The 14,630-nt window shown below is 73.4% G+C and carries 12 protein-coding genes and 1 tRNA gene; 4 read left to right on the top strand and 9 right to left on the bottom strand.

Translation table 11 applies throughout. The features are described 5' to 3' along the window. Positions 1-20: 20 nt before the first annotated feature. From PYV61_RS09980 to dnaK, 4 genes are all read right to left on the bottom strand, one after another. Positions 21-995, bottom strand: a complete 975-nt coding sequence (locus PYV61_RS09980; protein WP_275830928.1) for a phytoene/squalene synthase family protein — start codon at positions 993-995, stop codon at positions 21-23. 208 nt (positions 996-1,203) lie between these two features. After that, positions 1,204-1,284, bottom strand: a tRNA-Leu gene (locus tag PYV61_RS09975). Between the two features lie 75 nt (positions 1,285-1,359). Next, the gene (locus PYV61_RS09970) at positions 1,360-2,904 is read right to left on the bottom strand and encodes a Do family serine endopeptidase (protein WP_275830926.1); all 1,545 of its coding nucleotides are present in this window, start codon (positions 2,902-2,904) and stop codon (positions 1,360-1,362) included. Between the two features lie 138 nt (positions 2,905-3,042). Then, the gene (gene dnaK / locus PYV61_RS09965; RefSeq protein WP_275830924.1) at positions 3,043-4,959 is read right to left on the bottom strand and encodes a molecular chaperone DnaK; all 1,917 of its coding nucleotides are present in this window, start codon (positions 4,957-4,959) and stop codon (positions 3,043-3,045) included. 186 nt (positions 4,960-5,145) lie between these two features. Here dnaK and PYV61_RS09960 point away from each other — a divergent pair, with 186 nt between their 5' ends. The 4 genes from PYV61_RS09960 to ppk1 all read left to right on the top strand — a co-directional run bounded on the left by PYV61_RS09960 (position 5,146) and on the right by ppk1 (position 9,971). Next, the gene (locus PYV61_RS09960) at positions 5,146-5,916 is read left to right on the top strand and encodes a rhomboid family intramembrane serine protease (RefSeq protein WP_275830922.1); all 771 of its coding nucleotides are present in this window, start codon (positions 5,146-5,148) and stop codon (positions 5,914-5,916) included. Between the two features lie 204 nt (positions 5,917-6,120). After that, the gene (locus tag PYV61_RS09955; RefSeq protein ID WP_275830920.1) at positions 6,121-6,732 is read left to right on the top strand and encodes a DUF47 family protein; all 612 of its coding nucleotides are present in this window, start codon (positions 6,121-6,123) and stop codon (positions 6,730-6,732) included. A gap of 28 nt (positions 6,733-6,760) precedes the next feature. After that, positions 6,761-7,807: an inorganic phosphate transporter gene (locus PYV61_RS09950; protein WP_275830918.1), complete on the top strand. Its 1,047-nt coding sequence runs from the start codon at positions 6,761-6,763 to the stop codon at positions 7,805-7,807. Positions 7,808-7,820: 13 nt separating this feature from the next. Continuing rightward, positions 7,821-9,971 (top strand): polyphosphate kinase 1, encoded by a 2,151-nt coding sequence (gene ppk1 / locus PYV61_RS09945; protein ID WP_275830916.1) that lies wholly within the window; start codon positions 7,821-7,823, stop codon positions 9,969-9,971. A 20-nt stretch (positions 9,972-9,991) separates the two neighbouring features. On the opposite strand, the gene PYV61_RS09940 is transcribed toward ppk1, so the two are convergent. The 5 genes from PYV61_RS09940 to PYV61_RS09920 all read right to left on the bottom strand — a co-directional run. Next, on the bottom strand, positions 9,992-11,677 hold the full coding sequence (locus PYV61_RS09940; RefSeq protein WP_275830914.1) for a Ppx/GppA phosphatase family protein: 1,686 nt from the start codon (positions 11,675-11,677) through the stop codon (positions 9,992-9,994). Then, a complete protein-coding gene (gene phoU, locus PYV61_RS09935; RefSeq protein ID WP_275830912.1) occupies positions 11,674-12,402 on the bottom strand; it encodes a phosphate signaling complex protein PhoU in 729 nt (242 codons plus the stop codon). The genes PYV61_RS09940 and phoU overlap by 4 nt, the downstream gene beginning before the upstream one ends. Beyond that, the gene (locus tag PYV61_RS09930) at positions 12,399-13,175 is read right to left on the bottom strand and encodes a phosphate ABC transporter ATP-binding protein (protein WP_275830910.1); all 777 of its coding nucleotides are present in this window, start codon (positions 13,173-13,175) and stop codon (positions 12,399-12,401) included. The genes phoU and PYV61_RS09930 overlap by 4 nt, the downstream gene beginning before the upstream one ends. Then, positions 13,172-13,936 (bottom strand): phosphate ABC transporter ATP-binding protein, encoded by a 765-nt coding sequence (locus tag PYV61_RS09925; protein ID WP_275830908.1) that lies wholly within the window; start codon positions 13,934-13,936, stop codon positions 13,172-13,174. The genes PYV61_RS09930 and PYV61_RS09925 overlap by 4 nt, the downstream gene beginning before the upstream one ends. After that, the coding region (locus PYV61_RS09920; RefSeq protein ID WP_275830906.1) for an ABC transporter permease subunit at positions 13,933-14,630 on the bottom strand (698 nt) is incomplete at its 5' end. The genes PYV61_RS09925 and PYV61_RS09920, both read right to left, overlap by 4 nt.

Genomic DNA, 14,630 nt, shown 5'->3' with positions numbered 1-14,630 from the left:
TGGCCCACAGAACGACATGGCTACGATCCGACTTCGTCGTCCGGCGCGTCGGCGGCCGCCGGCGGCGCGGGCGCCTGCCGGCGGAACGCGCGCCAGAGCACCGCGCCCCGCGCCGCCGTCCCCAGCGACGCGCGCTGCGAGATCGTGTCGTAGCCGATCCGCTCGATCGCGCCCAGGATGCCGGCGTAGCCGGTCGCGCAGGCGCTGGCGCAGCGCTGGGCGTCGAGGGCGAGCATCCCGATCCCGGGCGCCGCCGCCTCGTACAGCGACCGCGCGCGGCCGACCGCGAACGCCATGAACGGGCGCCACCGCTCGTCGTGGGCCAGCGCGTCGCCGCGCCGCAGCACGTCGTCGGCCGTGAGCCCGAAGGCGGCCAGGTCCTCCTCGGGGAGGTAGCAGCGCCCGCGGCGGGCGTCCTCGCCCACGTCGCGCAGGATGTTCGTCAGCTGCATCGCCACGCCGAGCGTGCGGGCGTAGCGCAGCGCGCGCCGCTCGGCGGCCGGCCCGCCCGGGACGCCGAACACGTAGGCGCACATCTCGCCGACCGTGCTGGCGACCCCCTCGCAGTAGACCACGAGCTCGCGCCACGTGTCGTAGCGCACCGGGTGCAGGTCGCGCGCGACCCCGGCCAGCAGCTCGTGCAGCACCCGCGGCGGGACGGCGTACGCCTCGAGCACGCGGTGCAGCTCGCGGAAGATCGGCCCGTCCGGGCGCCCGGCGATGGCGGCGTCGAGCGCGCGCTCGTAGTCGTCGAGGCGGCGCGCCACGGTCGCCGTCCCGGCGATCCCCGCCGCGTCGACCATGTCGTCGGCGACGCGGCAGAAGGCGTAGAGCGCGTTGGCGGCGCGGCGCTTGGCCGGCGGGAGCAGCCAGCTGGCGTAGTGGAAGGTGCGGGCGTGCTCGCGCACCAGTCGGGCGCACTCGCGCGCGTCGGCCGCCTCGGCGCCCCGCGCGGGGGCGGCCGCCGCGACGGAGGGGACCGCGGCCGCCGTCATCGACTCCGCCGCGCCGCGCGGGCGCGCGCCGGGGTCCTGCTCGCCACCGAGATGGAGTCCGACATCGCGTTGCGGGTGCGTGAGGACGCGCGGCGCACGGGCGCCGCGTGGCGCCCCCCACGGGGGAGGGGCGCCGCTCCGAACAAACGTGTGCCCTCAGCGCAGGTTCCCGGCCGCGGCGTCGGAGCGGCCGTGGGACCCGCCGTGATGCTCGGGGCGGGACTCGAACCCGCACGCCTTGCGGCACCGGATCCTAAGTCCGGCGCGTCTGCCATTTCGCCACCCGAGCGGTGCCCGGAACATACGACGCGGGCCCCGCCCTCCGCGAGGAGGGCGGGGCCCGGCGCCGGGGCGGGGAGGACCCTTACTCGCCGACCCGCACGTTCACCACGCGCACGCCGATCAGCGGCTCGGCCGTCCCGTAGATCCGCAGGCTTAGCACGTCGCCCGCCTTGAGCGTGGCCAGCACCGACTGCAGGTCGGCCGCCGTGCGCACCTTCTTCTTCACCGGGAACTGCACGTCGGTGATCACGTCGCTCCCCGGCGCCAGCAGGCGGAAGGCGGGGCCCGAGCGCGACACGTCGGTGATGCGCAGCCCGCGGTCGTCGGCGACCAGGTTGGCCTCGCGCGCGAACTCGGTGCTCACCGGCTCGACGCTGATCCCCAGCTTCTCGGCCGTCTCGCCCTTCGGCGCGGCCTCGGTGGGCGCGGCGCCGCCGGTGCGCGCGGCCACCGCCGGCGCCTCGCTGCGCTCCTGCAGGCGCACCTTGAACGCCTGCTTCTTCCCGTAGCGCATGACGTCCACGTTGACCGTGGCGCCCGGCTCGTTCATGCGCACGACGCGCTGCAGCGTGCTCACGCGGTCCACCGCGCGCCCCTCGATCGCCACGATCACGTCGCCCGGCTGCATCCCCGCGCGCTCGGCGGGGCTCCCCTCGGCGGGGTTGAAGCCGCGCACGATCACGCCGGCGATGCGGTCGAGCCCCGCCGCCTTCGCGTCCTCGGGCGACACCTCGTCGATCGAGATCCCGAGCACCGGCGCGCGCACGCGGCCGTGCTTGATCAAGTCCTCCATGACGCCGCGCGCCAGCGAGATCGGGATGGCGAAGCCGTATCCCGAGTAGAACCCGGTGCGGCTGGCGATCGCCGAGTTGATCCCGATCACCTCGCCGCGCGAGTTCATCAGCGGCCCGCCCGAGTTCCCCGGGTTGATCGCCGCGTCGGTCTGGATGAAGTCCGAGATCGAATAGTTGCCGCCCAGGAGCCCGGGGAGGTCGCGGTTGCTGCGCCCCTTCGCGCTGATGATCCCGGCCGTCACGGTGAAGTCGAGGCCGAGCGGGTTGCCGACCGCCACCACCCAGTCGCCGACCTTGGTCGTGGTGTCCTCGCCGAGGGTGAGCGCGGGGAGGTCGCTCCCCTCGATCTTGATCACCGCGACGTCGGTGGTCGGGTCGCCGCCGATCACCTTCGCGTTGAACTCGCGGTGGTCGGTGAGCGTGACCTTCACGCGGTCGGCGTCGCCGACGACGTGGTTGTTGGTGAGGATGTAGCCGTCCTTGGAGACGATGAAGCCGGAGCCGTCGGCCTGCACGGGCTCCTGCTGCTGCCGCTCCTCGAACTGGCGGAAGAACTCCTCGAAGCCGGGGGGGACGCGGCCGCGATTGTTGCGCTGCGCCTGCCGGCGCGGGTCGCGCTCGGTCTGGATGGACACCACCGCCGGCGTGACGCGCTCGGCGATGGCGGCGAAGCCGCCGCTGACGTCCACGGGGGCGCCGCGCGTCTCGGCCACGCGCACCCCGGCCTGGGCGCCGAGGTGGCGCGTCCAGTCGAAGGCGGTGGCGAACAGGACGCCGCAGGCGAAGGCGAACGCCACGGCCACGCCGAGGCGAACACGGGCGAGACGTGCCATACGGGCAACTCTGGGTTGGTGGTCCGCGGGCGTACCCGGCCCGCCGGCGCAAGTTTCCGGGCCGACGCCCGGGATGACAATATGACAACCGGGCGCCAGGGAAGGGTTCCCGGGCGCCCGGCCGTCACCCCGGCGGGGTCACTTCTTGTCGTCCACGATCTCGTAGTCGGCCTCGACGACCTCGTCGCCCCCGGGCGACGCCTGCTGCCCGGCGGGCTGCTCGGCCTGCCCCTCGGGCTGGCCGGCCTGGGCCCCCTGCTGCTGGTAGAAGGACTGCCCGGCCTCGCTGAACACGCGGGTCAGCTCCTCCTGCGCCGAGCGGATCTCCCCCATGTCGTCGCCGCGCAGCGCCTTGCGGGCCCGCTCGACGGCCGCGTCGATCTTGGACTTCGTCTCGGCGGGGACCTTGTCGCCCCACTCCTTGACGTTCTTCTCGACCTCGTAGGTCAGCGAGTCGAGCCGGTTGCGCGTGTCGATCTCCTCGCGCCGCGTCTTGTCCGCCTGCGCGTTGGACTCGGCGTCCTTCACCATGCGCGAGATCTCGGCGTCCGACAGCCCGCTCGACGCCTCGATGCGGATCTTCTGCTCCTTTCCCGTCGTCTTGTCGCGCGCCGTCACGTGCAGGATGCCGTTGGCGTCGATGTCGAAGGTGACCTCGACCTGCGGCATGCCGCGCGGGGCGGGCGGGATCCCGGTGAGCTGGAACTTGCCGATCGTCTTGTTGTAGACGGCCAGCTCGCGCTCCCCCTGCAGCACGTGGATCTCGACCGTCGTCTGGTTGTCGTCGGCGGTGGAGAACGTCTCCGACTTCTTGGTCGGGATGGTCGTGTTGCGCGGGATGAGCGACGTCATCACGCCGCCGAGCGTCTCGATGCCGAGCGACAGCGGGGTGACGTCGAGGAGCAGGATGTCCTTCTGCTCGCCCGTCAGCACGCCGCCCTGGATGGCGGCGCCGATGGCGACCACCTCGTCCGGGTTGACGCCGCGGTTCGGCTCCTTGCCGAAGAACTTCTTGACGGCCTCCTGGATCTTCGGGATGCGCGTCGAGCCGCCGACGAGGATCACCTCGTCGATCTTGTCGGTCGAGAGCCCCGCGTCCTTGAGCGCCATCTCCATGGGCGGGATGGTGCGCTGGATCAGGTCGTCCACCAGCTGCTCGAACTTGGCGCGCGAGAGCTGGACGTTGAGGTGCTTCGGCCCCGTCTGGTCGGCGGTGATGAAGGGGAGGTTGATGTCGGTCGACTGCGTCGACGACAGCTCCATCTTCGCCTTCTCGCCGGCCTCCTTCAGGCGCTGGAGCGCCATCGGGTCCTTGGACAGGTCGATCCCCTGCTCGCGCTTGAACTCCGCGACCAGCCAGTCGATGACGCGCTGGTCGAAGTCGTCGCCGCCGAGGTGGGTGTCGCCGTTGGTCGACTTCACCTCGAAGACGCCCTCGGACAGCTCGAGGATCGAGATGTCGTAGGTGCCGCCGCCGAGGTCGAAGACGGCGATCGTCTCGTCCTTCTTCTTGTCGAGGCCATACGCGAGCGCGGCCGCCGTGGGCTCGTTGACGATGCGGAGCACGTCGAGCCCCGCGATCTTGCCGGCGTCCTTGGTGGCCTGGCGCTGCGAGTCGTTGAAGTACGCCGGGACGGTCACCACGGCCTTGCTGACCGAGTGCCCGAGGTAGTCCTCGGCGGTCTGCTTCATCTTCTGCAGGATCATCGCCGAGATCTCGGGCGGGGTATACCGCTTGCCCTGGACCTCGACCGCCGCGAGGTCGTTCGACCCCGACTGGATCTTGTACGGGACCTTCCGCGACTCGTCCTGGATCTCCCCGACCTTGCGCCCCATGAAGCGCTTGATCGAGAAGACGGTGTTCTGCGGGTTGGTGACGGCCTGGCGCTTGGCGATCTGGCCGACCAGGCGCTCGCCGTCCTTGGTGAACGCGACGACGGAGGGGGTCGTGCGCCCCCCCTCGGCGTTGGGAATGACGACCGGATCGCCCCCCTCGAGCACCGCCACGACGGAGTTGGTGGTGCCGAGGTCGATGCCGATGACCTTGTCTGCCATGAGATCCTCAATGGGTGGTCGGCGCCGCCGGGTGCCGGGTCGGCGCCGGCGGCGTGCGATGCCCGGGAGAAGGGCAATCCCGGGGCCCGGTATCGCTGCCACGGTGGCAGGAAACGGGGGCATCGGCCGTGCTCGCCGTGACACGCCGGCACCCGGCGCGGCAGATCCGCACATCCGAGACCCGCGATGATCCCGATCAGCGACGAGAATCCGACCCTTCGCACCCCGGTCGTCACCTACGCCCTGCTGGCGGCGCTGGTGGCGGTCTGGGTGCTCGCCCAGGGGGCCGGGGCGACCCCCGTCGCCCTCATCGCGTCGGTCTGCAACTGGGGGATGGTCCCCGGCGAGCTGACCGGCGGCGCCCCGCTCGGCCTCGGGATCCCGATGGGGGAGGGGCTGGCCTGCGTGATCGACGCCGAGCGGAAGAACGTGCTGACGCCGCTGACGTCGATGTTCCTGCACGGCGGGTGGGCGCACCTGCTCGGGAACTGCCTCTACCTCTGGGTCTTCGGCAACAACGTCGAGGACTCGATGGGGCGGGGGCGGTTCCTGGTGTTCTACCTGGCCTGCGGGCTGGCGGCGGCCGCGACCCACGTCCTGCTCGAGCCGACCTCGCCGATCCCGACCGTCGGGGCGTCGGGGGCGATCTCGGGGGTGCTGGGCGGCTACCTGCTCCTCTACCCGCGGGTGCGGGTGCGCACCTACTTCCCCCCGATCTTCCTCTTCCACGTCCCGGCGTGGCTGATGCTGATCCTCTGGTTCGGGCAGCAGGTGCTGTCGGGGCTCCCGCAGCTGCTCATGGTGCGCCCCGAGGCGTCGGGGGGCGTGGCCGTGTGGGCCCACGTCGGGGGCTTCGTGGCGGGTGTGGCGCTCGTGAAGCTGTTCGAGGACCGGTCGCTGGTGCGCCGCCGAGTGGTGGCGGGCGACGCCCGGGTGGCGTTCGATCCGCAGGCATGACTCGGTGCATGACGATTCCGGCAGAGTGCGGCGACCGGGAGCGGTTAGCTTTGGAGCCGTCCCGCCCCGCGAGGGCGCCGGGACGCTCCACCCTGCCTTGACGCAATCGTTACGCGACCGGCCGTGGCCGCCTGATCCCCGTCCGCGCTGCTTTCAGGCGCCGCAACCGGCCCACGCCGGCCCCCTTCCCGAGTCCACCCCCTCGTGCGTCTCATCCCCCGCGACGAGCAGTTCTTCGAGATGTTCGCGCAGATCGCGCAGCGCATCACCACCAGCGTGACGCTGCTGCACGAGATGTTCGGCGCCCCCGAGCGGCTTCACGAGTTCGAGTCCCGCATCAAGGACGTCGAGCACGAGGCCGACCAGCTCGTCCAGCAGGTCAACACCAAGATCGACACGAGCTTCGTCACCCCGCTCGACCGCGAGGACATCCACCTCCTCGCCACCCGGCTCGACAACGTCGTCGACCTGATCGACGGGACGGCCCGCCGGGCCGTGATGTTCCGCATCACCGAGACCCGCCCCGCCGCCCTCAAGCTCACCGAGGTGCTGGTGCGCGCCGGGCGCACCATCGAGGAGCAGGTCCGCGACATCAAGAAGCCCAAGGCGGTCGTCGAGTGCGGGCGCCGCATCAAGCAGCTGGAGGAGGAGGGCGACGCCCTCTACCACGCGGCCGTGGGGGAGCTGTTCGACGGCACCCCGGACGCGCTGACGGTGATCAAGTGGAAGGAGCTGTTCGACAAGCTCGAGGAAGCGCTCGACGAGTGCGAGGACGTCTCGAACGTCCTCGAGAGCATCGCGCTGAAGAACTCCTGAGCGACGCGCCTCCGACGCCCACCGCGCCGTGGTCACCTACATCCTGGCGATCGTCCTGGTCGCCTTCGTGTTCGACTTCATCAACGGGTTCCACGACTCGGCGAACTCCATCGCCACGATCGTGGGCACCCGCGTCCTCAGCCCCTTCGCCGCCGTCGTCTGGGCGGCCGTCTTCAACTTCGCCGCGCTGTTCGTCAGCGAGGCGGCCGTCGCCAAGGCGGTGGCCTCGGGCTTCGTCGACACCTCGATCGTCGACCCGAACCTGATGTTCGGCGCCCTCCTGGGCGCCATCGTCTGGAACCTGATCACCTGGTACTACGGGATCCCCTCCAGCTCCTCGCACGCCCTCATCGGCGGGCTGGCCGGCGCCGCGCTGGCCAAGGCCGGGCTCACGGGGATCACCTTCGGCCAGAAGTGGATCCAGACGCTGTCGGCCATCGCGCTCTCGCCGATGCTCGGCGCGATCATGGGCTTCACGCTCATGGTGCTGGTCTACAACGTGTTCCGCCGCGCCACGCCGCACCGCGTGGACCGCGTCTTCCGCCCGGGGCAGCTCCTGTCGTCGGCGCTGCTCTCGCTCGCGCACGGGAGCAACGACGCGCAGAAGACGATGGGGATCATCGTCGGGCTGCTCGCCTCGTCGCAGGCGCAGGCGGTGTTCGCGGGGCAGGAGGGGTGGATGCGCTTCTTCTACGTCCCCGACGCGAAGGTCGTCCCCCCGCTCTGGGTCGAGGTGATGGCGTACCTCGCCATCTCGCTCGGCACCCTGTTCGGCGGCTGGCGCATCGTGCACACGATGGGGTCGCGCATCACGCGGCTCCGCCCGGTCGGCGGGTTCGCCGCCGAGACGGGGGGCGGGATCATCATCCTGCTGGCGTCGCAGTTCGGGATCCCGGTCAGCACGACGCACACGATCACCGGCTCGATCGTCGGCGTCGGCGCCACCAACCGCCTGTCGGCGGTGCGGTGGGGGCTCGCCGGGCGGATCGTCTGGGCGTGGGTGCTCACGATCCCCGCGTCGGCGATCATGGCGGCGCTGTCGTTCTGGCTGCTGAACACGCTCTACCCGCTCTGAGCCGCCCCCCGTCGTGACGTCGGTCCGCCTGCCACCGCCCGCGCTGTTCATCAACCGCGAGCTGTCGTGGCTCGAGTTCAACGCGCGGGTGCTGCACGAGGCGCTCGACCCGCGCGTCCCGCTGCTGGAGCGGCTGAAGTTCCTGTCGATCTTCAGCACGAACCTGGACGAATTCTACATGGTCCGGGTGGCGGGATTGCGGCGGAAGGCGCGGCAGGGGGCGGCGCAGTACCCGCCCGACGGCCTCACCCCCGCCGAGCAGCTGACGTCGATCCAGAATCGGGTGCGCGAGCTGCTGGCGCTGCGCGACCGGTGCCTCCACGAGCAGCTGCTCCCCGCGCTCGCCGGCCACGGCGTGCGGCTCGTGCGCATGTCGGAGCTCGCCCCCGCGGAGTGGATGCGGGTGGACGAGTTCTTCGAGTCGCAGGTGTTCCCGATCCTGACGCCGCTGGCCGTCGACCCGGGGCACCCGTTCCCGTACATCTCCAACCTGTCGCTGTCGCTGGCCGTCGAGCTGCGCGACCCCGCCGGGGGGGAGGAGCACTTCGCGCGGGTGAAGGTGCCGCGCCTGCTCTCGCGCTGGGTGCCGACCGGGACGCCCAACCAGTTCGTCCCGCTGGAGGAGGTCATCGGCGCGAACCTCGCCGCCCTGTTCCCGGGGATGGAGGTGCTGCGCTGGTTCGCGTTCCGCATCTCGCGCTACAGCGACCTCGACCTCGGGCAGATCGACCAGGTCGAGGACCTGCTCGACACGGTCGAGCAGCAGGTGTTCCGCCGGCGCTTCGGCGAGGTGGTGCGCCTCGAGGTGCAGGAGGGGATGCCGCCGGCGCTGCGCACGCTGCTGCTGGAGGAGCTGAACGACGCCGAGACGCAGAGCGTCAGCGCGCTCACCGAGGACGAGGTCCACGAGAGCGGGCGCCTGCTGGAGCTGGGCGACCTGATGGCGCTGACGTCGCTCGACTTCCCGCAGCTCAAGGACCCGCCGCACGTCCCGATCCTCCCGTCGGCGCTGCGCGACGGGGCGGGGAGCCCGCCGCGGTCGATCTTCGACGTGATCCGCGAGCGCGACGTGCTGGTGCACCACCCCTTCCACTCGTTCGACGCCTCGGTCGAGCGCTTCGTGGAGGAGGCGGCGGCCGACCCGAACGTGCTGGCGATCAAGCTGACGCTCTACCGGACCTCGGGCGACACCGAGATCGTGAGCGCGCTGGCCGACGCGGCGCAGGCGGGGAAGCAGGTCGCGGTGCTGGTCGAGCTGCAGGCGCGGTTCGACGAGGTGAACAACATCCAGTGGGCGCGCACGCTGGAGCGCTACGGGATCCACGTGGCGTACGGGCTCCCGGGGCTCAAGACGCACTGCAAGACCGCGCTGGTCGTGCGGCGCGACGCCGACGGGTCGATCCGGCGCTACTGCCACCTCGGGAGCGGCAACTACAACTCGAAGACGGCGCGGCTCTACACCGACATCGGGCTGTTCACCGCCAGCCCGTCGATCGGCGCCGACCTCTCGGACCTGTTCAACACGCTCACCGGGTTCTCGCGGCAGCGGCTGTACCGCAAGCTGCTGGTGGCGCCGGCCAACCTGCGCGAGCGGATCCTGACGCTGATCGAGCGCGAGACGGCGCACGCCCGCGCGGGGCGCCCGGCGCGCATCGTCGCCAAGATGAACGCGCTCGTCGACCCCGAGACGATCGCGGCGCTGTACCAGGCGTCGCAGGCGGGCGTCGAGATCGACCTGATCGTGCGCGGGATCTGCTGCCTGCGCCCGGGGATCGAGGGCGTCAGCGACCGGATCCGCGTCCTGTCGATCGTCGGCCGGTTCCTCGAGCACTCGCGCGTCTTCCGCTTCGACAACGACGGCGCGCCCGAGTACTACATCGGCTCCGCCGACTGGATGCCGCGCAACTTCGACCGCCGCGTCGAGGCGCTGGTGCCGGTCGAGGACCCGGCGCTGCACGCGCTGCTCGGCACGCTGCTCGAGACCTGCCTGCAGGACAACCGGCAGGCGTGGGAGCTGCACGCCGACGGCACGTACCGGCAGCGGCACCCGGCCGCCGAGGAGGGGGAGCGGGCGACGCACCTCATCCTGCAGCGCGACCCGTGGGGGCGCGCGCTCCCGTCGCCCGTGACCGGCGAGATGCCGGCCGTGCTCACCGGCGACTAGCGGGCGGCCGCGGGGCGCCGCTACTCGCCGGTCACCTCGCCGGCGTGCACCGTCGCCCCGTCGGGGGCCACCAGCTCGACGTCGGCGTCGAGCACCTCGCACAGCAACTCCGACTTGCGGTCGGCGCCCCACAGCTCGAGCCGCAGCGAGCCGGCGCCCGCCACGGGGACGGGGGAGAGGACGCACCGCCCCTTGGCCCACCGCACGCCGACGTGGTCCACGGCGCCCGCGTGCCCGCGATCGAGCCCGTCGGCCACGCGAAGCAGCGCGGCGAGGCGCACGACGCGGCGGCGCAGCTCGCGGTCGAGGCGCGCGAACTCGTCGTGCTTCTTGCGCGGCGTCGGACCGCGGTGGTACCGCGCGACGTTCGCCACCGCCACCTGCTCGGCCGGCGTCATCCCCAGCAGGTCGGCGTGCAGGATCAGGTGGTACGAGTGCTTGTGGTGCTTCTCGTGGCTGATGTGGTAGCCGACGTCGTGCAGCAGCGCCGCGTCGGCCAGCACCTCGCGGTCCCCGGGCTGCGCGCCGAGCTTCGGCCCGAGCTGGTCGAACAGCTGCAGCGCGAGCTTGCGCACCTGCTCGGCGTGCGGCTCCTCGTAGTGGCACCGCTCCGCGAACGCGCGCACCGAGCGCTCGCGCGCCTCGCCCGGGTCGGCGATGGTGGGCGTCACGGCCGCCGCCTCCAGCAGCAGCCCCTCGCGGATGCCGTAGCCCGAGACCTGGAGCTCGCGCGCCTCGAACACCGACATCACCTCGGCGGCGACCGCGAAGCCGGCGACGATGATGTCGGCGCGCGCCGGGTTGAGCCCCGGCACGGCGGCCCGCTCCTCGGGCGTCAGCGTCGCGAGGTGGTCGAGGGCGCGCGTCAGCTCCGGGCGCGTGACCACCGTGCCGTGGCGCGTGCGCGCCGCCTGCAGCCCGGCGCGCGCGTGCACCAGCCCCGCGAGGTTGGTGAAGGTGCCCCCCGACCCGATCACGCGGGCGCCGCGCCACTCCTTGGTCGGCAGCCGGTCGCGCACCGCCCACCGCACCGCGCGGCGCAGCTGGCGCAGCGCGTCCTCGACCTTCGCGCCGCCGCGCGGCAGCTCGGCGAGGAACTGCTCGGTCGCGCGGATGGCGCCGAACGGGAACGACTCCAGCCGGTCGAGCAGCCCGTCGGCGGCCAGCGCCAGCTCGAGCGAGCCGCCGCCGATGTCCATGACGACCGTGCGCCCGGCCCCCAGCTCGAAGTGGGCGAGCGCGCTGCGGAACGACAGCCGCGCCTCCTCCTCGCCGGTCAGCAGCCGCACGCGCAGCCCCGTCTCCTCGCGCACGCGGTCGAGGAAGGCGCCCCCGTTGGCGGCGTCGCGCACCGCGCTCGTGGCCACCGCCTCGATCCGGTCGGCGCCCATCTGCCGCGCCAGCGTCGCCATGCGCGCCAGCGCCGACAGCGCGTCGGCCATCGAGTCGACGGCAAGCGCGCCGCTGCGGTCCACGCCCTTCCCGAGGCGCGGCATCGCCTTCATCTCGTCGACGACCTGGATCGTGCCGTCGGGGGAGACGTCGGCCAGGATCTGGCGGATCGAGTTGGAGCCGATGTCGATCGCGGCGATGCGCAGCGCGTCGTCGGGGACCGGGCGGCCGCCGGCGGTGCGGCGCGGGCGCGCGATGCGCGGCTGCACGGCCGGGAGCCCGTCGCCGGCGGGGGTGTCGCGGTCGTCGATCACCGGGCCCCCGGGCGGCCGTCGTCGGCGGCGTCGAGCTCCGTGCGGTGCCGGATCTGCACCGCCTCGGCGACGTACACCGCGTCCTCCGCGATGTTGGTCGCCAGGTCGGCCACGCGCTCCAGGTTGCGGCTCACGAGCAGCAGCTCCAGCGACGGGGGGATCGAGCGGGGGTCGGCGGTCATGTGCGCGGTCAGGGTGCGGAACACGGCGTCGTAGAGCGCGTCCACCGCGTCGTCGGCGCGGCACACCGCCCGCCCGAGCGCGCCGTCGCCGCGGGTGAAGGCGTCGAGCGCGTCGGCGAGCATCCGGCGCGCGCGGCGGGCCATCTCCTCCAGCTCGGGGCCCGGCGCCGGGCGCGCGCCGGCGGCGACGAGGCGGCGCGTCCCCTGCGCGATGTTCACGGCGTGGTCGCCCACGCGCTCCAGGTCGCTCGAGACCTTGATGGCGCCCACCAGGAGGCGCAGGTCCCGCGCCATCGGCTGCTGCAGCGCGAGCAGCTGGATCGCCATTCCCTCGACCTCCAGCTCCGCCCGGTCGAGCGCGCGGTCCCCGTCGATGACCAGCGCCGCCTTCTCGGCGTCGCGCTCCAGCAGCGCCTCCACCGCCAGCGCCACCAGCGCCTCCGCCTGCTCCGACATCGCCAGGAGCCGCTGGCGGAGCTCGGCCAGCTGCTCGTGGAAGTGGCGGAACCCGCCACGCGCGGGCGCGCGCTCGGGTGCGGTCATCCGAACCTCCCGGTGACGTACGCCTCGGTCCGCGGGTCGCGCGGCGAGGTGAAGAGCCGGTCGGTCGCGTCCAGCTCCACCAGCCGGCCGGCGTCCAGGAACGCCGTATAGTCGCTCGTCCGCGCGGCCTGCTGCAAGTTGTGCGTGACCAGCAGGACGGTCACCTCGGGGCGCAGCTCGTACAGCAGCTCCTCGATGCGGTGCGTGGCCGCCGGGTCGAGGGCGCTCGTCGGCTCGTCGAGCAGCAGCACCTCGGGCTGCGGCGCCAGCGCGCGCGCGATGCACAGCCGCTGCCGCTGCCCCTCCGACAGCGCGCGCGCGTCGCCGCGCAGCCGGTCGCGCACCTCGTCCCACAGCGCGGCGCGCCGCAGCGCCCCCTCGACCACCGCGTCCAGCTCCGCGCGCGCCGCCACCCCCGCGAGCCGCGCGCCGTAGGCGACGTTCTCGTACACGCTCGTGCGGAAGGCGGTCGGCCGCTGGAACACCATCCCCACCCGCTGCCGCAGCGCCGCCGCGTCGACGGACGGCGCGCGCACGTCCTCGCCGTCCAGCTCCACCCGCCCGTCCACGCGCGCGCCGTCGGTCAGGTCCACCAGCCGGTTCACGGCGCGCAGCAGCGTGCTCTTGCCGCTCCCCGAGGGGCCGACGAGCGCCGTCACGCGCCGCGGCGGCACGTCGAGGTGCACGTCGTCGAGCGCCGTCCGCCCGCCGTAGCGCACCGTCAGCGCGTGCAGCCGCAGACGCCCCGTCTCCGACGGGTCGGCCGCGCTCACCCGAACCGCCCGGTCACGAACGCCTCGGTGCGCGGGTCGCGCGGGGCGGTGAACACCCGCTCGGTGTCGTCCACCTCCACCAGCGCGCCGCCGAGCAGGAAGGCGGTGCGGTCGGAGACGCGCGCCGCCTGCTGCAGGTTGTGCGTCACCACCACCACCGTCAGCTCGGCGCGCAGCGCGTACAGCAGCTCCTCGATCCGCTGCGTCGCCTGCGGGTCGAGCGCGGCGGTCGGCTCGTCGAGCAGGAGGATCTCGGGGGCGTGCATCAGCGCGCGCGCGACGCACAGGCGCTGCTGCTGCCCGCCGGAGAGGCGGCCGGCGTCGTCGTGCAGGCGGTCGCGCAGCTCGCCCCACAGCCCCACGCGGCGGAGCTCCGTCTCGATGCGCGCGTCGAGCGCCGCGCCGCGGGGCGCGCGGGCGCCGAGCGCCGCCACGCCGGCGGCGACGTTGTCGCGCACCCAGCGGCCGGGGAAGGGCGTCGGGCGCTGGAACACCATCCCGACCCGGCGGCGCAGCGCCGCGGCGTCGACGCCCGCCCCCAGCGCGTCGGCGCCGTCGAGCAGGACGCGGCCGCGCAGGTGCGCGCCGGGCACCGTCTCGTGCAGCCGGTTGAGGCAGCGCAGCAGCGTCGACTTCCCGCACCCCGACGGCCCGACGAGGGCGGTGACCTGCCGGTCGGGGAAGGCCAGCGTGACGTCGCGGATGATCGTGCGCGCGCCCACCCCCGCCGTCAGCCCCTCGGCGGCCAGCCGCGCGCTCACCGCCCGCCCCGCGCCACGCGCGCGGCCGCGCGGCGCGCTGAGACCCCGAACAGCGCCACGCCGGCGATCAGCACCAGCGCCGACACGTACGCCTGGCGCCGGCCCACCGCCGACGCGCCGAGCGCGCCCGTGTAGATCTGGAGCGGCAGCGCCGCCACCGGCCCGTCGGGGTCGAGACTCCAGAACTGGTTGCCGAACGCGGTGAAGAGGAGGGGCGCCGCCTCGCCGGCCACGCGCGCCACGGCCACCAGCACGCCCGTGACGACGCCCGGGACCGACGCCCGCAGCACCACGGCGAGCTGCGTGCGCCACCGCGGGTAGCCGAGCGCCAGCGCCGACTCGGCGAGCGCGGGGGGCACCAGCGCGAGCACGTCGTCGGTGGTGCGCGCCACCAGCGGCACGACCAGCGCCGCCAGCGCCGCGCTCCCCGCCCACGCGCTGAAGTGGCCGACCGGCCGCACGAGCTGCTCCCACGCCACGATCCCGAGCACGACGGCCGGCACGCCGAGCAGCACGTCGGCGAGGTAGCGCAGCGCGGCGGCGCGCCGGGTGCCGCGGCGGTCGTGCAGGTAGAGCCCCGCCCCGAGGCCGATCGGGATTCCCACCGCGCCGGCGATCCCGGCCAGCAGCAGCGCGCCGGCGAGCGCGCTCGCGAACGGCCCGCGCCCCGCGGCCGGCGAGAGCGCCCCGGCGC

Origin of the sequence: Roseisolibacter sp. H3M3-2, assembly GCF_029211165.1 — a bacterium.
Taxonomy (GTDB): Bacteria; Gemmatimonadota; Gemmatimonadetes; order Gemmatimonadales; family Gemmatimonadaceae; genus Roseisolibacter.
Note: the sequence above shows the minus strand (reverse complement) of the source record. Positions and strands in the feature narration are given on the sequence as shown.